This is a genomic window from Halohasta litorea (genome assembly GCF_024494645.1).
GTDB lineage: Archaea > Halobacteriota > Halobacteria > Halobacteriales > Haloferacaceae > Halohasta > Halohasta litorea.
Genome location: NZ_JANHDJ010000001.1, coordinates 662,080 through 682,008 on the forward strand (window position 1 = coordinate 662,080; position 19,929 = coordinate 682,008).

Below are 19,929 nucleotides of genomic sequence, written 5' to 3' on the forward strand. Positions count from 1 at the left end.
CGGTGTGTGGTACGTCTGTTCGAAATGTCTTCACAGGATCAAGAGCAGACGGACGGACCGATCCCCACGGATTACGATATCGCTCAGTCGACGGACATGGAGCCGATCTGGGAACTGGTCGAGCCGTGGGGACTCGGCCTCGATGACCTCCAGTACTTCGGCGAGTACACAGCGAAGGTTAAACATCACGCAATCGAGCGCCTCCGCGAGGGGGCCGCGGACAAAGCACAGAATCTGGTACTGGTGACCGGGATGACGCCGACGCCAAAGGGCGAAGGCAAGACGGTCACGACCGTCGGTCTCGGACAGACGCTCAACCACATCGGCGAGGAGGCGATGATCGCGATCCGCGAGCCCTCGCTCGGTCCGGTATTCGGGGTCAAAGGCGGGGCCGCCGGTGGGGGGCGCTCACAGGTGCTCCCGATGGAAGACATCAACCTCCACTTTACCGGTGACCTCCACGCACTCACCTCCGCGCACAACCTGATCGCGGCGATGCTCGACGCCAAAATATCGCAGGACGACGACCTCGAAATCGACGTCAACAACGTTGCGTGGCCGCGAGCAATCGACATGAACGACCGTGCGCTCCGGGAAACAGTCATCGGCCTCGGCGGTAAAACCGGTGGCACGCCCCGCGAAGACAGTTTCCTCCTTACCGCCGCCTCCGAGTTGATGGCGGTGCTCTGTCTGGCGGGCGATCTCGAAGACCTCAAAACGCGCGTCGACCGGATCATCGTCGCTTATAATAAGCAAGACGAGCCGGTGACAGTCGGTGACATCGAGGCTACCGGGCCGGTTACGATGCTGCTGCGTGACGCGATCAAGCCGAACGTCGTTCAAACGATCGAGGGGACACCGGCGTTCGTCCACGGCGGTCCCTTTGCAAACATCGCCCACGGGACCAACTCGCTGATCGCCGACAAGACCGCCTTCGGCATGGGCGACTATCTCGTCACCGAGGCCGGATTCGGTTCGGATCTCGGCGCGGAGAAGTTCATGGACGTCGTCTGCCGGATCGGCGAGATGACGCCGAACGCGGTCGTGCTGGTCGCTTCCGTCCGCGCACTCAAATACCACGGCCTAGACCAGTGGCCCGTCGACTACGACGGGATCGCCGAAGCCGGTGTCGAGGCCGTCGAGGCCGGCTTCGACAACCTCGACAAGCACGTCCGCAATCTCCAGAAATTCGGCGTCCCGGTCGTCGTCTCGATCAACCGATTCCCCGACGACACCGACGCCGAGATTCAGGCGGTCCTGGATCATTGTCAGGACGACCTCGGCGTCAGAGTCGCCGAGTCGAACGTCTTCGCCGACGGTAGCGAGGGTGGTGTCGACCTCGCCGAAAACGTCGTCAGCGCGGTCGAAGACGGCGACGAAGACGAGTTCACGATGCTCTACGATGACGACGACGCCATCACCGAAAAGATTCAGACGGTCGCGACCGAGATATACGGCGCCGACGACGTGAAGTACACCGGCGGCGCGCTCGACGATATCGAACGCATGGAGGAACTCGGCTTCGGCGAGTATCCGGTCGTCATGTCGAAGACGTTCCACTCGCTTTCCGACGATGCCAGTAAAAAAGGTGCGCCGGAAGGATGGGAACTCGAAATCAGCGAGGTCTACCCCTCCGCTGGGGCCGGATTCCTCGTTGCGCTCACCGCCGACGCGCTGACCATGCCGGGGCTACCGGCCGATCCGGCGGCCGCCGACATGGATATCGACGCCGACGGGAACATCTCGGGACTGTTCTGAAGAGGGCCGTTACTCGTTTTCTGATCCCGCCGCCGCGATCGCTTCGATCTCGACGGCCGCTCCCTTCGGCACTGCACCCGCTTCGATGGCGCTCCGGGCAGGCGGCTCAGTATCGAAGAACTCGCTGTATGCCTCGTTGAATGCGTCGAAGTCCTCGATCGAATCCAGATAGATGGTGGTCTTGAGCACGTCGGAGCGGTCGAGCCCTTCGGCCGCCAGAATCGCCTCAACGTTCCTGAGACACTGTCGCGTCTGGGCGGCGACCGGTTCGTTGTCGAGTAACTCGCCGTCGACTGTCAACGGGAGCTGTCCGGCCGTGATGAGGAGATCGCCGTTCGTGGTCGCTTGGCTGTACGCGCCGACGGCCGCCGGTGCATCGTCAGTGCTGATAACACGCTTCATGGCGAGGAGCTATCGCAGCAACCGTGTTAAATCCCGGCCACGAGCCGGTTACTCCCACATCATCCCAGTTTGGTTAGTTGTTGTGTGCCGATTGGATACGCCGTCTCTGCTAGGGCACAAGGTGTCGACCAACGGGCGAGGTGTCCCAACCACTGGGTTCACCATGGAGTCGACGACAGCTGTCGCTCAGCTGCGTGCGAAGGCGGTACAGAAGTTCTCGATCAGGTCCATTCCGGCGTCGGTGAGGATGCTTTCGGGGTGGAACTGGACGCCGAACTGCGGACGGTCGACGTGCCGAACCCCCATGACGACACCCTGATCGTCGTCGGTGTGTGCCGTCTCGACCAGCTCGGTCGGTAGCTCGTCGTCCCCAACAGCCAACGAGTGATACCGACCGACGGTCATCGGCTCGTCGAGACCGGCGTACAACCCTGCCCCATCATGACGAACAGCCGAGGGTTTCCCATGGACCACAGTCGGCGCGTGGTCGACCGAGGCACCGTAGGCCGCACACAGGGCTTGATGGCCCAGACAGACGCCGAGTGCGGGATAGGCCGTCTCGGCGAACACGTCGATAGAGACGCCTGCCTCTGCGGGCGTTCCCGGCCCCGGAGAGACGACGATCCCATCGGGGTCGAGTTCGTTGATTCCCTCGACATCGATGGCGTCGTTTCGACAGACAGTGACCTCCTCAAAGGAGCCGACGTACTGGACGAGGTTGTAGGCGAACGAGTCGTAGTTGTCGATGATCAGGATCATCGGCCCCCCTCCATCGGCTCGGAGGCCGACTCGACCGAAAACGAGCCCTGTTCGCCCAGCGCCTCGTCGACGGCCGTGACGAGCGCGCGGGCCTTGTCGAGCGTCTCTTTGTATTCGGCTTCAGGGACCGAGTCGTGGACGATACCGCTGCCGACACGGAGTCGATACTCGTCGTCGTGGCGGACGAGAGTGCGGATCGTGATGTTCAGCGTGGCCCGATCGTCGAACCCGAAGACACCGACAGAGCCGGTGTACGGTCCCCGTCGAGTGCGTTCGACCTCGTCGATGATCTCCATCGTCCGGGGTTTCGGTGCGCCGGTGATCGTCCCGCCCGGAAAAACGGCCGCGACGGCGTCGGCCAGTGACCGATCATCGCGGAGCCGACCCTCGACGAGCGAAACGAGGTGCATCACCTCCGAATACCGGTCGACCCGGCGGTACTCCGCGACATCCACCGTCCCGTACTCACTCACCTTCCCGAGGTCGTTTCGTTCCAGATCGACAAGCATTGCGTGTTCGGCACGCTCCTTGTCGTCGGTGCGGAGTTCGCGAGCGAGCGCCTCGTCATCTGCCGGTGTCGAACCACGCGGACGCGTTCCGGCGATGGGTTCGGTGACTAATCGATCGCCGTCGACGTCCAACAGCAGTTCCGGACTGGCGCTGACGAGGTCGACGCCTGGGAACTCCAAGAGCCCGGAGTACGGCGCTGGATTCACGCGCCGCACGGCGGCGAACGTCTCGACTGGGTGGACCACTGCCGGTGCGACGAGTCGATGGGAGACGTTTGTTTGGAACGTATCGCCGTCTCGAATGTACTGCTTGATCTGCCGGACGCGCTCGGCGAACGCCGCCTCGCCGCACTCGCTTTGGAACGTCGCGTGTGTCGCGGCAGTGGGTTGGGACCGGACCGCCTTGTCACCGTTGCGGGCTTCGGTTGCCAGTTCAACGGCGCGCTTGCGACCCGACTCGTAGGCCGCCGCAGGCGAATCCCTGACGACGGGACAGGCGGTGATACGAACGTCCACTTCGCCGTCGTGTGGCTCCTTCCACGCGGCGACACGGTCGAACACGCCCAGTTGGACCCGGGGGAGACCGTCAGCGTCGGTCGTCGACGGGATGTCCTCTAGCTCTCGTGCAATGTCATATGACAACCACCCGAATGCTCCGCAGGGGTATGGAACGTCGCACTCGCCCCGAACCAACTGCTGACGATCGAGTAGTTCGTCGATCGCCGCAAGACTGGATCGATCGCCCTCTTGGACCGACTCAGCGTCGACCTGTAGCTGGTCGACCGGATCAACGGCGAAATACCCCCACCCCGTCTGGCCGCCGGTGGTCTCGAGGTAACAGCCGCTCGTCTCCGCTGTTCGGGCGCGACGATAGGCTTCGAACGGGTCCGACACGGTGAGACGGAGTTCGACTGGGATTCGAGCACCATGCGGTGCTGACTCGGCGGTCTCGATGAACGATTCGACGTCGGTGACGATCTGAATCTCACTCATGTGGGACACGTTCCTCGTGTGAGGGAACCGACTCCCCTGTGAAAGTATCTACAAACACGGACCGTTCCCGACAAAAACCTTTGGTGAGACAAAATTATAGAGTGATTACTGCCGATGTCATCAGATATTCGAGACGATTCCGGGACGAATATCCGATCACGTAAGAATAGGTGTGCTATTCCACACCATTAGCTATGTGATTCGATGCCGAGGACAGTACGGAACGCTGAACTGCAGCACGACTTCGCCGCTGCAGCAGCACTCACTGATCTATGACGACGATACTCGACGGCACGGAACTCGCAGATCGAATCGAGGCCGACGTAGCGACCGCGACCGATCGCCTTGCCGAGGCCGGTACCACGCCGGGGCTGGCAACCGTCCTCATGAGCGACGACGGCGCAAGCGAGACCTACGTCTCGATGAAACAACGAACGTGCGAAGAGCTCGGAATCAACAGCTTCCACCACGAAATTGATCCGGATAAATCGGCAGCAGCGCTGTTCGAGCGAATCGATGCGCTGAACGACGACCCCGAGGTTCACGGCATCCTCGTACAGATGCCGGTGCCCGACCACGTCGACAAACAACAGGTGCTCGAACGTATCGATCCGATCAAGGACGTCGACGGGTTCCACCCCGAAAATGTCGGCCGGTTGGTCGCCGGAAACGCTCGGTACAAGCCCTGTACACCCCACGGAATTCAAAAACTGATGGCGGCCTACGACATCGAGACTGCAGGGAAGGATGTCGTCGTCATTGGACGGTCCGATATCGTCGGGAAACCGATGGCAAACCTGCTCATTCAGTACGGTGCGGGCGGCAATGCGACGACGACCGTCTGTCATTCCCGGACGAGAGACCTCGGCGAGAAGACGCGCAGTGCCGATATCGTCATCGCCGCGGCTGGCGTTCCCGAATTAGTCGACGGAGCGCTGCTCTCCGAGGGGGTGACGGTGATCGACGTCGGCGTCAATCGGGTCGATGCGAACACCGACAAGGGGTACGAGCTCGTTGGCGACGTCGACTTCGAGAGCGCGAAAGGAAAAGCGTCGGCGATCACGCCGGTCCCGGGCGGGGTCGGACCGCTCACCATCGCGATGTTGATGCACAATACGGTCAAAGCGGCGAGCCTCCAATCGGAGACGGCCGTCGAACTCCCGTAGTTCGCTCCCGTCGGTTCGTCCTTTGTATTCGGGACTCGCTACCGTGATATTCGGTGTCGCAGGATATTTATCAAACACCAGTCCGGCCCTACTATATGGGCAATGTTCGAATCTCACCGGGCCCCGCTGAAACGGAGGCATTTAGACTCGGTATCGTAAGCAGTATCGTGCTCGGAGCGGTCGCAATCGGAATCCTGTCCTGGATCGGGATTTTGACGCCGGTTGTCGGCTACGTGTTTGTAGTCTTGTTCCCGATTTATCTCTTGCTTGTAGCGGTGGCGCTCAATGTTTGGCTCAACGGGCTGCAAGATACGACCGCCTTACGACCGGTCTATCGAACGAAAAAGCCAAAATAGGTCGCAGCAGGAACAGGATCGAGCAGCATCGACTACGTCTCATCGTCGAACAACGTTGCCGAGATGAGGTTTCGCATCCCACGTCTGAGTCGACCGCTCATCGCGGTCGACGAGAGGCCGATTTCCGCGGCGGCTTCGTTCAGCGAGATATCACGCGGTTCGTTGAAATACCCGCCCTCGTAGACGGTTTTGAGGGCGATCCGTTGTTCCTCTGTGAGTCCGTACGATACTTCGTCACCGGTGCCGCTGTTTCCGTATATTTCGATGATATCCAGCGAGATGTCGTTCTCGGTGGCATACTCCCAGATCTCGTTGAGTGCGTTTCGATCCGGGAGCAGCAGGTGGACGAGCCATCCGCTCCGAACCGCTTCCGTATGGACGAGAAACCCGTTCACGTCGGTGACGACGGTGCTGATCAGTTTCGTTTCAGGTGTGAATTCGATATAATAGATACCCGTGTGGTCGGTCCAATCGATGAGATCGTACGCCTCAACGGTCTGGTCGTCTGCAAGTGCTTGTTCGAGTTGCTCGCGGTCGTTGTACTCGATAAGGAATGGAAACACCGTCGCACCGGGAGCGGTGTTCCCGTGGGTAATCGCACGAATGTCGACGTCATCGAGGCGTTGGAGGGTTGGTGCGAGAGTGAGGCGGTCGTGGTCAATGTGTATTTTGGCTGTAACGGACATTGAATATGATGCTGTGAACGGGACGGGAAACCCCAGCTGGGACCAGTTGGCAGGGATGACCTATCCTGCGCGGATCGATCAGATACCAACCAATACGACGGCAATGAAATAATAATTGTGTGTCTGCAGTGTCACGAAGGTACACAGCACCGCGATCCGAAAGAACTCTCTGTCGAATGCGACAGGCCATCCGACCCGTGGGACTTCACTGGGCAACCAAGACCATCCCAACAACTGCGAACGCGATGCCAATCACTCTCGTCGTCGTAACCTCGTCTCCGAGAATAACCATACCGATGATGGCCGCGACGACAAAGTACATCGCACCGAACGTTGCGACGATCGTCGTCGACCCATGGGAGAACCCGACGTACATCGAAATAAGGCCGATTCCGGTGAACAACCCCGCCACGCCAGCAAGCAGTCCTCCTCTCGCAGTAACGGCGAGCGAAGCATCTGATACGATGACAAATCCAAGTGCAAAGAGTCCCGCTATGAGATATGAGATGGCAGCGGCAGTCCTCGGATCAATAGACTCCGATGCGGCGTTGCCCAAGACGGTCCAAATCCCCCAAGTCACCATTGTAATCAAACCGAACAAGACAGCCGAATTCATTTCGGCAAACTCCATCAGAGAGGGTTTCGTATCGCTCCTTAAAAATATCCACCGCTTATACTGACTAGTATTTAAATATTCTCTGTAATTCCCTCGATTATTTCATATGACCGGAAATACGACAAATCCCCTTGACGGTCTAGCGGTCAATACAGTAGATGGTGGCTCAGTGTGGTGCCTCGTCACAAGGGGCTCGGAGGGGGTAACTGTCGTCACTGCCACCAGCGGCTGTTCGGACTCCCGAAGTAAGAATCCACGCATCCACGGCCGCGCCGCGGCGTGGTTAGCGGTCGACCTCACCCATGATCGTATCCAGACTCCCGAGGGTGGCAATCAGATCGGGGACGTACTCGCCTTCAGCCATCTCCGGCAGCGCCTGGAGGTTCGAAAACGACGGCCCGCGGATCTTGAACCGCGCTGGTGTCTCGGTGCCATCAGATCGAATATAAATACCCAGTTCGCCTTTGGCGGCCTCGACGGCCCGATAGATCTCGCTGTCGGCGTCGGGCTTGATCGTCCGCGGGACGTTCGATTGAATCGTCCGCTCGTCTTCGGGCCAGTCTTCGAGGAGGTCGACACACTGTTCGATGATTTTGGCCGACTCCTCGACCTCCTGGAGGCGAACCAGCAGTCGGGCGTAGTTGTCGCCGTCGGGTTCGGTGATCACGTCCCACTCCAATCGGTCGTAGTAGCCGTATGGATCGTCCCGCCGGAGGTCGTAGTCGACACCCGACCCCCGAGCCACGGGACCGGTACAGCCGTAGTCCTTGGCCGTCGCGGCGTCGATGACGCCCGTGCCGACCGTTCGAGTCTGGATGATCTCGTTGCCGGTCAGTAGGTTGTGAAAATCGGCGAGTCGCTCGGGCAGCCCGTCGACGAACCCGCGAACGTCCTCGAAGAAATCCGCCCGCGGCTCGGGGAGGTCCCAGACGACACCGCCGAGCCGGAAGTAGTTGAACATCAGTCGCTGGCCGGTGAGGTCTTCGAGGATGTTTTGGACACGCTCGCGCTCCTGGATCGCGTACATAAACGTCGCCGTGAAATCCCCACAGACGTCGAGCGCGTACGCTCCGATGGCGAGCATATGCGAGAGGATGCGGCTGAACTCGGCGGCCAGCGTCCGGATCACCTGTGCATATTCGGGAACGGCAATATCGGCGAGGTCCTCGGCGGCCCGCGCGTAGGCCCACTCGTTGAGTAGGCCGCCACCGCCCCAGTCCCAGCGGTCGGGGTACGGCATGATCTGGTAGCGGTAGGTCCCCTGTTGGCACATCTGTTCCTCGCAGCGGTGGATGTAGCCGATGTCTGGGTCGACGGCCGCGACCTGCTCGCCATCGAGGCTGAGTTTGAGGTGCATCACCCCGTGGGTGGCGGGGTGGTGGGGGCCGATGTTGAGGAACATCGTCCCCTCGCCCTCTTGGGCGACCTGATCATGGAGGTGGCCGTCCTGCTCGCGGAGCGGGACAATCTGCGGCTGGTCGGCGTCGTATTCGAGCGACAGCGGGTGGCCCTGCCACGTTTCGGGCAGCAAGATTCGGCGGAGATCGGGGTGGTCGTCGTATGTGATCCCCACCAGATCGTAGGCCTCCCGTTCGTGCCAGTCGGCCGTCCGGAATACCCCGGCGGCGGAGCTCGACTGCGGCTCTCCGCTGGGTGTCGGGACGACGATGCTTGCCTCCCGCGTGGGGTCGTCGTAGTCCCGGAGGTGGTAGATCGTCTCGTAGCGATCCGGATACTGCTGGGCGGTGACACAGGCGAGGTGGTCCAGCCCCGACTCGTTTTTAAGCGTGCCGAGTACGTCGGGTACGTTTTGTGGGGCGATCCGCCCGGCGGGCGCGTTGCGGTGTTGTTCTCGACCCTGTAACCGATCGACGACTGGCCCGAGAACGGCTGGAACATCCGACTTCTCCAGCTCCTGGCTCGCGGCGTGGCTCGACATACCCGACTAGTTCCTGGCCGTCTACCCGATAGTTCTGCCTCACTCAACCGGTTATTTATAAGTAGGGCCAGTACGGTCGGTGTGAACTACCTCGATCTCAGGCTTCGGTTCGCCCCCGAGGTACGGCACCCGATCCACCAGTTCATCGACGCCTCCACGGCCGTCGACCGGGACGTGCTCGTCCACGGCAACACCCTCGGCGAGGAGGACACCTTCCTGTTCTACGTCGTCGGCGACCGCGAGCCCTACGCGGCTGCACTGGCGGCCGCCGACAGCGTCGTCGACTTCGAGATCACCGGGATCGACGACCGGAGTTTTTACACCTTTCTGCGACAGCGGCGGCCCGATGTCGACGAGGAGACCTTCGGGGCCTTCCAGCGAACAGGGGTGATCGTTATCCCGCCGATCCAGTTCCTCCCCGATGGCGTGGCCACGCTCACAGTCGTCGGCGAGTCGGCTGCGCTCCAGGAGACCCTCCAATCGCTGCCAGCCGCGGTCGACGTGACCGTCGAGCGCGTCGGCGACTACGACTGGCGGCAGTCGCTGTTCGACCCCGGCCTTACCGACCGCCAGCGCGAGGCGGTTCGGGCCGCCGTCGACGTCGGCTACTACGCCGTGCCCCGTGAGGGCAGTGTCGCGGCTGTCGCCGACACGCTGGAGTGCTCGACGAGTACAGCCGCCGAGCACCTCAGAAAAGCCGAAGCGGCGGTGATGGCCGCGTTCTGCGGCCTGCGGCAGTACGGCTGAGTGGAGCCCCCCGGCTCAGAGCGCGTCGACCCATTCGGCGTTCGATCGGTGTTGGGCGGCGACGACCGAGATGCCACGCTGGTCCAGGAGCCCGTCTTCGGTCAGGACGCCCGTGACGTGGTCTCCCGGCGTCAGATCGAAGATCGGATTTCGGACCCCGATCGACGCCTCGCCGTCGTAGACCGCGGCCGCCGGTCCCTCCTCGCTGTGGAAGGTGTCGTCGGTGGCGACTTTATCCCGCGCAGCAACCACATACACCGGCACGTCGGCCCTGTCGGCCGCCAGCGCGAGCATCCGCGTGCCGACCTTGTTGACGATATCCCCGTTCGGGAGGATCGTGTCCGCACCGACGAGGACGGCCCCGAACTCCCGATCCGACAGCACTGCGGGAAGCGCCGCGTCGGTCGTCACCGTCACGTCGACCCCCTCGCTGGCCAACGATTCGGCGTGATCGATCCCCTCGCGGTCGGGGCGGGATTCGGCGACCGTCACCGGCTCGCCGAGCTCGGCGAGTGCGTCCCTGACTGTCCCCGACCACGACAGCGTCGCGATCGGGCCATCGAGCCTGTCGGCGGCGGTTGCCGCGGCGGTCGCGTCGGCATCGAGTGCGGCCCCGATCTCCTCGATCGCCCGGTCGTGGACCGCCTGCGGCGAGCGGTCGGCCCCGCTCATCACGCGGTTGAGCCGGTTTTCCAACACCGCCATGCTCGGCCGGGCGTCCTGAAGTTCGAGCGCCGTCTCGACCAGTTCCTCGAACTCGTCGACGACCGCTGCTCGGTCCCGAAGCACGCCGAGGGCCCGAATCGACAGCGCGGCCGCGCCGTGGACGGTGTCGGCGGCGATCGTCGTCGGCGAGGGGGCGACCTGTTCGTAGGCCGCCCAGAGTCCGGGAACCGTTTCCCGGTCGCGGATCGCCGTTGGCGGCACCCACTCGACGGCCTCGACCCCCTCTAGGTCGCCGATCTCGCGGGTGGGTGTGTCGAACAACACGGGGTGGATCGTTCGCTCGCCGCCCTCGCCGACGGTGAACGACTCGCCCGCGTAGGCCAGCGTCAGCGACGAGAGCCCGGTGGCCCCCCGAACGATCCGCCGGGCTTGGGCCGCCAGCGTCACCGAATCACCCTCGCTGAGCGCTGAGAGCCCATCCCAACGGTCGTGCTCCGAGTCGGCTGGCTGGGTCAACAGCACTGCCCCCCGGTTTCGGACGAACGCAGTGACGATCTCGCTCATCACCTTACTGTCGTTGCCGATCGATACCATGGTTTCCATTCCCACGATACTTGATATCTCCGCTGGGCGAGCAACACCGGTTCGACCGGCCCCTATCGTCGCCCTTTTTGAGTCGATACCCGAATACGAGCCATGGAACTATTCGCCGTCGACGACATCCCCGAAATCGAGCCGGGGGACGATCTCGCCGCTCTCATCCGCGAGCGGGTCGACCTCCGACCCGACGACGTGGTCTGTGTCGCCAGCACCGTGGTCTCGAAGACCGAAGGCCGTATTGCGGATCTCGACGATTTCCCCGCCGGACCGCGGGCCCGCGAGATCGCCGCCCGCCTCTCCGAACTCGACGACCGTGAGAAGGACCCTCGCTTCGCCCAAGCAGTGCTCGAAGAGAGCGTCGAACTCCTCATGGAGTCGCCCTTCCTGCTCACCGAAACCCGGTTCGGTCACGTGGGCGTCAACGCCGGGATCGACCGCTCGAACGTGCCGGGTGGCGATCTCCTCTTGCTCCCCAAGCGCCCCAGCGAGAGCGCCGCAGGCATCCAGGAGGAACTCCCGGCCGATCAGGTGATCGTCACCGATACTTGTGGGCGGCCGTTCCGCTACGGCCAGCGCGGGGTCGCCATCGGCTGGGACGGGATGCCCGCAAGCCGCGATTGGCGCGGCCAGCTCGACCGCGACGGCCGGGAGATGGGTGTCACCGTCCAGAACGTGATCGACGAACTGGCCGCCGCAGCCAACCTCGTCGCTGGCGAGGGCAACGGCGGGACGCCCGTGGTCGTCGTTCGCGGCTTCGAATTCGGCGACCTGCCGGGGAGTCAGAACCACTTCCGCGAGCTTGAGGGCGATTACGTCCGCCAGGCGTTGCGTGGCTGGTCCCACAACCCACAGGAGGGAGAAGCCTGATGTTCGGCATCGAACTCACGCCCGAACACCCCATCGAGCGACTCACCGATCTCGGGATTCAGGCGGAAGAAGCCGGGTACGACACGCTGTTTTCGTCGTGCCATTACAACAACCGCGACGCCTTCGCCGCGCTCCATCACATCGGCGCGGCCACCGACGACCTCCGGGTGGGACCGGGGGTCGCCAACCCCTTCGAGATCCACCCCGTGACGCTGGCCTCGAAGGTCGCCACGATCGACGAGGCCACCGGCGGACGGGCGGTCTTCGGCATCGGGCCGGGCGACCCCTCGACGCTCGCCAATCTGGGCTACGCTGACGACCGTGGGCTCCGGCCCGTCCTGGAGGCATTTAAAACAGCCCAGCAGCTCTGGGCGGGCGAGCGCGTCGACACCGACGGCACCTTCGAGGCGACCGACGCGGGACTCAACTACGAACCGCCGAGCGGGGCCGAAATTCCGGTCTATGTCGGCGGCGAGGGGCCCCATATGTGCCGGATGGCCGCCAAACACGCCGGAGGGCTCCTTTTCAATGGCTCCCACGAAGCGGACCTCGCGTGGGCCCGCGATCAGGTCGCAAAGGGACTGGCCGACCGCCCCGACTCCCGCGGCGCGTTCGATCTCGCTGCCTACGCCAGCGTGAGTGTCGATGAGGACCCAGAGGCCGCCCGCGAGGCCGCCCGGCCGCCGGTCGCCTTTATTACGGCCGGAGCCGCACCGCCGGTCCTGGACCGCCACAATATCGACAACGAACTGGCCAGCGAGATCGGCGGCCACATCAGTGCCGGGGAGTTCTCCGAGGCCTTCGAACTCGTCACACCGGCGATGATCGAGGCGTTCTGTATCGCCGGGGATGTCGCCGAGGTCAGCGAGCGGATGGCCGCCGTCCTGGACCACGCCGACAGCATCGTCGTCGGCTCGCCGCTCGGGCCGGATCTCGAAACTGCCATCGATCTCGCAGCCGAGGCCTACAACCGGATCGACTAACCCAGTAGTCACCGCCTACGACCCGCGTAGCCACCGTATTCTTCAATACTGCACTCGATTCGGCGTGCGCTGCCAGCACCACCGCAACCGAGTACACATACGTCTCGGTCGACAAGCGGTTTCGATGAGTGATCTCGGGCATGCGAACGCAGGGTATCGACGGCTGTTCGACTCGGCCGAGCTCTCCTTCGGACTCGGATTTCCGCTGACCGGCGAGCGGGAGTCGACACCGGTTATCGAGGAGGAAACCCGGCTGGCGAGCCACGCCGAATCGGTCGGCTTCGACGGGCTGTGGGCGCGGGACGTGCCGACCTACTGGCCGCGGTTCGGCGACGCTGGCGGCGCGTTCGACACGTGGCCGCTGCTCTCGCATCTGGCGGCCCACACCGACGAGATAGCCCTCGGCACCTCCAGTGTCGTCCTCTCGTTGCGGCATCCGATCCACGTCGCCAAATCGGCCGCCAGCGTCGATCGGCTCTCCGACGGGCGGCTCGTCCTCGGCGTCGCCTCCGGTGACCGCGATCCCGAGTATCCGGCCTTCGGTGTCGATCCTGACGAGCGCGGCGAACTGGTTCGGGAGAGCGTCGCGGCCCTCCGAGCAATATGGAGCGAGGAGTACCCAACGCTCGATGGCTCCTGGGGGCAGTTGGACGGCGACCTCGACGTGCTGCCGAAGCCGACGACCGAGACGCTGCCACTGCTTCCGACGGGGTATGCACGGCAGTCCATCGAGTGGATCGCCGACCACGGCGACGGCTGGCTGTTCTACCATCTCCCGGAGGACACACTGCAGACGTATCTCGACGACTGGCGAGAGCTCGCAGGGGAGAAACCGTTCGTGATCGCCGTGCAGGTCGAACTGGCAGCTGATCCGACAGCCGACCCCGAGCCGCTGCATCTCGGCTACCGGGCTGGCGTCGAGTGGTTCAGGGAGTACTTCCGGAAACTGGAATCGTTCGGCCTCGATCACGTCATCGTCGGCCTGCGGTCCGACCAGCCGCAGCAGGCGATGTCGACGTTCGCCGACGGGATTATCGACGAACTGTGATGGCTGCGACCGATCGACGTGCTGGCCGACTCCGCGACATCGATTAGTAGCCCAGCGACTCGCGGACCAGGACGACCGTCGTCCGTCCCTCGTCGAGTTCCTGCCGGAAGACGAGCTGTTTGGCGATCGCGGATTCGACGCCGTAGGCCTCTTTGGCGCGTTCGTTTTCCAGCGGGTAGGCGACCGATTCGAGCCGGTCGAACGCATCGTCGAGCGTCGGGACGATCTTGTTGACGCCGCTGACGATGACGACGTTGCCCGCGGCAAAGGGGTAGGCACCGATCCGGCTGCCGGAGCGGTCGGCTGCGACGAGCGCGCCGGTCTGTGAGATCGCGTTGATCCCACCGAGGAAGTAGTCGGCGGTCTGTGACTCGCGCCGGGCGGCCTGCCGTTCGGCGTCGTCGTCGATGCTCCAGATCTCGTCGGGGAGGCTCTCCCACTCGTGGTCGCCCTCGGTCAGATACTCGATGAAGCCGATCTCTTCGAGCGTCGTTGAGTGGCCGTTCATCACCGACGCGCCAGCCGGAATCTGCGACTGGACTGTTTCGAGGGCTTCGTCGGCCGAATCGACGACTACGACCTCGAACCCGTTGGCTTCGAGGGACTCGACCGTCGCTTCGACCGTTTCGTCGTCCGGCTGGGTGTCGAGGCTGTCGTCGATCTCGGTTTCGGCTGCGTACTCGGCTTTCTCTTGAGACATGAATCTACTCAAAATAGCACCGAGACCGTGTTAAACACTCGCGGACACTCGTGTCAGGTGGTTACATCCGTGTTACTTGACGATGTTCTATAACTGACGTAGTGGAAATCGGGGACCGAAAACTGGTCGATTTATACTCAAACCCGAACTCTCGGCTCCGGTCGGCCCGTTACTCGATCCGCTCGTTGGGACCGCTCCCGAGGTTCGGCAGCGGGATGCCGAGCGCGCCGAGGGCGCTGTAGCCCAGCACGCCGACCGACAAGAGAATGAAGGCGGTGCCGGTGGCGACGATGACCGCCGACAGCGGGCTTCGGAGCGCGACCTCGCCGATCAGTCCGGGCATCTGGATCGCATCGGTCAGCAGGCGGACGGTGAAGTCGATAAAGGCGTTCATACCCGCCGTTTTGTACGCCGGGTATATGTGTGTTCAGGTGTCGACGGGCGGCCGAGCCAGACCCGAACCGCTTTCCTGTTCGGGAAACCAAGGGCTGGCAATGAGTACGCTACTCTGGATTCTCACCGGGATCTTGGCCTACTCGGCCGTGGCGGTCGCCCTCGACAGACGGGGGATACTGCCCGACTCGTTCAAGGTTTCCGGCCCTCTGCTGACGATCCACACCGGACGCGGGCGCGCGCTGCTCACCCGACTCGCAAAGCCGAAACGCGTCTGGCGCGCCCTCGCAAACGTCGGTGTTGGCATCGCGCTCGTGACGATGGTCGGCACCTTCTTCATGCTAATCGTCCAGAGCGTGTCGATCCTCCAGTCGCCGCCGACCGAGACCGTCCTCCAGAACCCACGCAACGCGCTGGTGATCCCCGGCGTCAACGAGTTCCTGCCGCTGTCGGTCGCCCCCGAAATCATCATCGGCCTGCTGGTCGGGCTGGTCGTCCACGAGGGCGGCCACGGCCTTCTGTGCCGCGTCGAGGACATCGACATCGACTCGATGGGGGTCGTGCTGTTCGCGCTGTTGCCCATCGGGGCGTTCGTCGAACCCAGCGAGGAGAGCGCCAAGGAGGCCGACCGCGGAGCCCGAACCCGGATGTTCGCGGCGGGAGTGCTCAACAACCTCCTCATCACTGCGCTGGTCTTCGCGCTGCTGTTCGGCCCGGTCGGGGGCGCTATCGCCACATCGCCAGGTGCGGCCGTCGGCGGCGTCTATCCAGGAAGCGCTGCCGACTTCGCCGACATCGGGAACGGCGACCGGATCGTCGCCGTCGACGGCACCCCCGTCGAATCCGGCGCGGAGCTGTCGGCGGCCCTCGAAGCGCCAGACGACGAGACGGTGGCGATCGAACTCGCCGACGGGCGGACGGTGATGGTCGAACGCTCGATGCTCGTCACCTCGGTATCCGGGGACTCACCGTTCGCGGGCGAGGGGGGTATCGCCGCCAACGACACCATCACTGCCGTCAATGGGACGCCGGTGTCGACCGAGGCGGAGATCGAGACGGCGGCCGCAAACGGCTCGAACGTCACCCTGACCTACAGCAACGGCACCTCGGGTGACGAGCGGACGATCACTGGGCCGCTCGGCGTGCTGACGTCGGTCTCGGAGGCGGGTCCACTGTCGAGTGAGATTCCGGCTGGCCAACCGGTCGTCATCACCGAAATCGGCGGCGAGCGGGTCTTCGATATCGACGACGTGACCGCAGCCCTCGACGACCGCCAGCCGGGTGAGACGGTGTCGGTCGTCGCCTATGTCGACGGTGAGCGAGCCGAATACGATGTGGAACTCGACGGCGAACCCGAGCCGTGGTATCAGCCCGTTGTCGACCTGTTCGGAAACGATTCCGACGAGGACGAACAGGTCTTCATCGGGATCGTCGGGAGCGCACCGCTGAGCGGGGTTAGTGCCGACGGCGTCGGTGCGATGCTGTACCCCGCCGACAACTACCTCTCGATCCTCACCGGCGATGTCGGCGGCGGGGTTGCGATCTCGCTTTTGTTCCTGCTTATCCTCCCGTTTGCCGCGGTTATCGATCCCGCCTTCGGCTTCAATTTCGCTGGCTTCGTCGAAGCCAACGCAGGATTCTACGATGTTGTCGGCCCACTGTCGGTACTCGGCGAGGGTGGGGTGTTCCTGCTGGCGAACGTCCTGTTTTGGACCGGCTGGGTCAACTTCAACCTCGCGCTGTTCAACTGCATTCCGGCGTTCCCACTCGACGGGGGGCGAATCCTCCGAACCTCCGCGGAATCGATCGTCTCGCGGCTGCCGGTCGACTCCAAGCCCGCCTTCACGCGGGCGATCACGACCAGTATCGGCCTCATCATGTTGGTGAGTCTCGTGTTGATGGTCTTCGGTCCACGGCTACTGAACTGATCGCTGGCAGTCGATTGCGGTCAGTCGACCGGGGACTGTCGCTGGCGGATTCAACACGCAAAACCCATACTTCCGGCGGGTGAACGCGGAGGTATGGCAGAAGTCCCACCGACAGACGAGGGCTGGTACGTGTTGCACGATTTCCGGACGATCGACTGGGACGAGTGGCGCGAGACGCCGGAAGCCGACCGCCAGCGGGCGATCGACGAGGGCGTCGACTATCTCAACGAGCAGGCCGCCGTCGAGGAGGGCACGACCGCGGTGTTCTCGATCATCGGTCACAAGGCCGACCTGCTCGTGCTCCATCTCCGGCCGACGCTCGACGCGGTGTCGACGGCCGAACGCGCCTTCGAGCGGACCGCCCTCGCCGGGCTCACCGACCAGCCGACCTCCTACGTCTCGGTTACCGAGGTCTCGGGTTACGTCTCCGACGAGTACTTCCAGGAGGACGGCGAGGTCGACGCCGGGCTCGAACGTTACATCGAAGGGAAACTCAAACCCGAAATCCCTGACGACGAGTACGTCTCGTTTTATCCGATGAGCAAACGCCGCGGCGAGGAGTACAACTGGTACGATCTCTCGTTCGACGAGCGCGCCGAGATGATGGCCGTCCACGGCGAGACCGGCAAAGGGTACGCCGGCAAGATCAAACAGATCATCTCCTCGTCGGTCGGGTTCGACGACTACGAGTGGGGGGTGACGCTGTTCGCGGCCGAGCCGACCGACATCAAGGACATCGTCTACGAGATGCGGTTCGACGACGTCTCCTCGAAGTACGGCGAGTTCGGCTCCTTCTACGTGGGTCGACGCTTCCCCGCCGAGGATCTGGGGGCCTATCTCGCCGGCGAAACGGTGCCGACCGGCGAAGCCGAGTCCCACGGCGAGTCGGGCGGTCACCACCACGGCCACGGTGACGCCGACAGTTCACACGGCCACGGCCATGGCCACGGCGACGGTGACAGTCACCACGGTGAGGCTCACGGCGGAGACCACCACGACGAGCCAGCCGACGACCCTGCCGACGAGGAGTCGATCCGCGGCGAGCTGGCCGACCTCGACATCTACGCGGGCAAACCCCACGGCGAGGACGTCTACGCGACAGTCCTGTACTCGGAAGCCGACACCGAGGAGCTGTTCGAGGAGGTCGACGGGCTCCGGTCGAACTTCGACCACTACGACACCCACGTCAAAACCGCCGTCTACGGGGCCCAAGACGGCAGCCGTCGCGCGGTCGTCTCGATCTGGGAGACCGCCAGCGCCGCCGACACCGCCGCGGGCTTCCTCTCGGAGCTCCCCGAAATCGTCGAGCGGGCCGGCGAGGAGTCCGGCTTCGGGACGATGGGGATGTTCTACACGGTCAAACCCGACTCTCGTGAGGACTTCGTCGAGAAGTTCGACACCGTCGGCGACGTGCTCGCCGAGACCGAGGGCCACATGGACACTGATCTGATGGTCAACCACGAGGACGACAACGATATGTTCATCGCCAGCCAGTGGGCCTCCCAGGAGGACGCCATGGGCTTTTTCGGCTCCGAGGAGTTCCGCGACACCGTCGAATGGGGTCGTGACGTGCTGGCCGACCGCCCCCGACACGTCTTCCTCGCGTAATCGGCTCGCCATCCTCGCGTAGGCGTATCGCCACCGGATTTCTTGCGGCTGCGTGGCGTCGCCTCACGCATGAACGGCCTCGAAATCGGCCTTCGACTCATCGCCGGGCTGTCTCTTATCGGTGCGAACGCAGTGTTCGTCGCCACCGAGTTCGCGCTGACGCGGGTCCGGCAGTACGACAAGTCGGCGTTCGATTCGCCCGGCCTCCGGCGGGCCTGGGAGATGACCACCGACCTGGAGATCTATCTAACGAGCTGTCAGGTGGGCATTAGCGCGACGAGCATCGCCGTCGGGATCATCGCCGAACCCGCGCTGTCGTCGATCCTCTCGCCGCTGTTCGAGAACACGGTCTTCGCCTCCATCGGGGCCGGGGGACTCCTCGCATTCGGGATCATCAACCTCCTGCATCTGACCCACGGCGAGCAGACGCCGACCTACCTCGGCGTCGAACGAACCCGCTTTGTCGCCCGCTACGGTACCCCCTTCCTCTACTGGTTCACGAAGGTGATCTACCCTGCCATCTGGATCGGCGACGGCGTCGCCAAATGGACCCTCGGGCTGTTCGGCGTCGAGATGACCGGCGCGTGGCTTGATACCCACACCGAGACCGTCCAGACACGCGCCGAACTCCGTCACCGCCTTACCTCGCTGCTCGACAGCGGCAACCTCCCACGGGAGCGGATGGAGGAGGTCCTCAACGCCTTCACCATCGGCGAGATCCCGGTCGACGACGTGATGACTCACGCCGAGGATATCGTCTGGCTCTCGGCGGCCGAGCCGGTCGAGGCGAACCTCGACCGCATCGGAGCGAGTCCAAACACCCGGTTTCCGGTGCTCGGTGAGGACGACGACACGCCGGTCGGCGTCGTCTACGTCCCGACGGTCGTCGACGCTATCGACGACCTCCGGGCGGGCGAAACCACTTTCCAGGAGCTGGCCGTCCCGCTGCTTCGTCTCCCCGCCGACATGAACGTCAGCGACGCCGTCGACCGGCTCCAGGACGAGGGCCAAGAGCTCGCCGTAGTGGTCGAAGACACTGGGGAAGACGAGATCGTCGGCCTCATCACCGCAACCGACGTTCTCGAAGCAGTGGTCGGCGACGTCGAGGACCCGCTGGATGTCCAACTCGCCGAGTCGACGGAGCCGTCACTGTCCGGTCGTGTCGATCCGGAGTGAAAGTAGTCCGACAGCGATCGCTCCGGTCG

At 63.5% G+C, this 19,929-nt stretch carries 19 protein-coding genes; 10 read left to right on the forward strand and 9 right to left on the reverse strand.

The window, feature by feature from the left end:
* Window positions 1-24: 24 nt before the first annotated feature.
* Window positions 25-1,758 carry a formate--tetrahydrofolate ligase gene (locus NO877_RS03490; protein ID WP_256394917.1) on the forward strand — a complete coding sequence of 578 codons (1,734 nt, stop codon included), beginning with the start codon at window positions 25-27 and terminating at the stop codon, window positions 1,756-1,758.
* Window positions 1,759-1,767: 9 nt separating this feature from the next.
* On the opposite strand, the gene NO877_RS03495 is transcribed toward NO877_RS03490, so the two are convergent.
* The 3 genes from NO877_RS03495 to pabB all read right to left on the reverse strand — a co-directional run bounded on the left by NO877_RS03495 (window position 1,768) and on the right by pabB (window position 4,421).
* A complete protein-coding gene (locus NO877_RS03495; RefSeq protein WP_256394918.1) occupies window positions 1,768-2,160 on the reverse strand; it encodes a Rid family detoxifying hydrolase in 393 nt (130 codons plus the stop codon).
* Between the two features lie 186 nt (window positions 2,161-2,346).
* The gene (locus tag NO877_RS03500) at window positions 2,347-2,919 is read right to left on the reverse strand and encodes an anthranilate synthase component II (protein ID WP_256394919.1); all 573 of its coding nucleotides are present in this window, start codon (window positions 2,917-2,919) and stop codon (window positions 2,347-2,349) included.
* Entirely contained in the window at window positions 2,916-4,421 is a 1,506-nt protein-coding gene (gene pabB / locus NO877_RS03505) for an aminodeoxychorismate synthase, component I (RefSeq protein ID WP_256394920.1), read from the reverse strand. Before pabB ends, NO877_RS03500 begins: the two co-directional genes overlap by 4 nt.
* A gap of 272 nt (window positions 4,422-4,693) precedes the next feature.
* Between pabB and NO877_RS03510 the strand changes: the two genes are divergently transcribed.
* On the forward strand, window positions 4,694-5,587 hold the full coding sequence (locus NO877_RS03510) for a tetrahydrofolate dehydrogenase/cyclohydrolase catalytic domain-containing protein (protein ID WP_256394921.1): 894 nt from the start codon (window positions 4,694-4,696) through the stop codon (window positions 5,585-5,587).
* 95 nt (window positions 5,588-5,682) lie between these two features.
* Window positions 5,683-5,943: a hypothetical protein gene (locus NO877_RS03515; protein WP_256394922.1), complete on the forward strand. Its 261-nt coding sequence runs from the start codon at window positions 5,683-5,685 to the stop codon at window positions 5,941-5,943.
* A 32-nt stretch (window positions 5,944-5,975) separates the two neighbouring features.
* Here the strand turns inward: NO877_RS03515 and NO877_RS03520 are convergent, their stop codons facing one another.
* The 3 genes from NO877_RS03520 to NO877_RS03530 all read right to left on the reverse strand — a co-directional run bounded on the left by NO877_RS03520 (window position 5,976) and on the right by NO877_RS03530 (window position 9,184).
* Window positions 5,976-6,629 carry a helix-turn-helix domain-containing protein gene (locus NO877_RS03520; protein ID WP_256394923.1) on the reverse strand — a complete coding sequence of 218 codons (654 nt, stop codon included), beginning with the start codon at window positions 6,627-6,629 and terminating at the stop codon, window positions 5,976-5,978.
* A 205-nt stretch (window positions 6,630-6,834) separates the two neighbouring features.
* Window positions 6,835-7,260, reverse strand: a complete 426-nt coding sequence (locus NO877_RS03525; RefSeq protein ID WP_256394924.1) for an EamA family transporter — start codon at window positions 7,258-7,260, stop codon at window positions 6,835-6,837.
* A gap of 268 nt (window positions 7,261-7,528) precedes the next feature.
* A complete protein-coding gene (locus NO877_RS03530; RefSeq protein WP_256394925.1) occupies window positions 7,529-9,184 on the reverse strand; it encodes an NADH-quinone oxidoreductase subunit D in 1,656 nt (551 codons plus the stop codon).
* An 81-nt stretch (window positions 9,185-9,265) separates the two neighbouring features.
* Here NO877_RS03530 and NO877_RS19790 point away from each other — a divergent pair, with 81 nt between their 5' ends.
* On the forward strand, window positions 9,266-9,931 hold the full coding sequence (locus NO877_RS19790) for a helix-turn-helix domain-containing protein (RefSeq protein ID WP_256394926.1): 666 nt from the start codon (window positions 9,266-9,268) through the stop codon (window positions 9,929-9,931).
* 15 nt (window positions 9,932-9,946) lie between these two features.
* Here the strand turns inward: NO877_RS19790 and NO877_RS03540 are convergent, their stop codons facing one another.
* Window positions 9,947-11,191, reverse strand: coding sequence for an eIF2B alpha/beta/delta subunit family protein (locus tag NO877_RS03540; RefSeq protein ID WP_256394927.1), 1,245 nt, complete (start codon window positions 11,189-11,191; stop codon window positions 9,947-9,949).
* A 102-nt stretch (window positions 11,192-11,293) separates the two neighbouring features.
* Between NO877_RS03540 and NO877_RS03545 the strand changes: the two genes are divergently transcribed.
* The 3 genes from NO877_RS03545 to NO877_RS03555 all read left to right on the forward strand — a co-directional run bounded on the left by NO877_RS03545 (window position 11,294) and on the right by NO877_RS03555 (window position 14,095).
* Entirely contained in the window at window positions 11,294-12,064 is a 771-nt protein-coding gene (locus tag NO877_RS03545; protein WP_256394928.1) for a coenzyme F420-0:L-glutamate ligase, read from the forward strand.
* Window positions 12,064-13,047 carry a 5,10-methylenetetrahydromethanopterin reductase gene (locus NO877_RS03550; protein WP_256394929.1) on the forward strand — a complete coding sequence of 328 codons (984 nt, stop codon included), beginning with the start codon at window positions 12,064-12,066 and terminating at the stop codon, window positions 13,045-13,047. Before NO877_RS03545 ends, NO877_RS03550 begins: the two co-directional genes overlap by 1 nt.
* Before the next feature lie 124 nt (window positions 13,048-13,171).
* On the forward strand, window positions 13,172-14,095 hold the full coding sequence (locus NO877_RS03555) for an LLM class oxidoreductase (RefSeq protein WP_256394930.1): 924 nt from the start codon (window positions 13,172-13,174) through the stop codon (window positions 14,093-14,095).
* A gap of 43 nt (window positions 14,096-14,138) precedes the next feature.
* Here the strand turns inward: NO877_RS03555 and NO877_RS03560 are convergent, their stop codons facing one another.
* Window positions 14,139-14,795, reverse strand: a complete 657-nt coding sequence (locus NO877_RS03560; protein WP_256394931.1) for a lactate utilization protein — start codon at window positions 14,793-14,795, stop codon at window positions 14,139-14,141.
* Between the two features lie 169 nt (window positions 14,796-14,964).
* The gene (locus NO877_RS03565; protein ID WP_256394932.1) at window positions 14,965-15,189 is read right to left on the reverse strand and encodes a DUF8024 family protein; all 225 of its coding nucleotides are present in this window, start codon (window positions 15,187-15,189) and stop codon (window positions 14,965-14,967) included.
* Between the two features lie 100 nt (window positions 15,190-15,289).
* On the opposite strand from NO877_RS03565, the gene NO877_RS03570 reads away from it, so the two are divergent.
* The 3 genes from NO877_RS03570 to NO877_RS03580 all read left to right on the forward strand — a co-directional run bounded on the left by NO877_RS03570 (window position 15,290) and on the right by NO877_RS03580 (window position 19,900).
* A complete protein-coding gene (locus tag NO877_RS03570) occupies window positions 15,290-17,116 on the forward strand; it encodes a site-2 protease family protein (protein WP_256394933.1) in 1,827 nt (608 codons plus the stop codon).
* A 93-nt stretch (window positions 17,117-17,209) separates the two neighbouring features.
* Window positions 17,210-18,724, forward strand: coding sequence for a heme-binding protein (locus NO877_RS03575; protein ID WP_256394934.1), 1,515 nt, complete (start codon window positions 17,210-17,212; stop codon window positions 18,722-18,724).
* A gap of 69 nt (window positions 18,725-18,793) precedes the next feature.
* Complete coding sequence (locus NO877_RS03580) at window positions 18,794-19,900, forward strand: CNNM domain-containing protein (RefSeq protein ID WP_256394935.1); 1,107 nt, start codon at window positions 18,794-18,796, stop codon at window positions 19,898-19,900.
* Window positions 19,901-19,929 lie beyond the last annotated feature (29 nt).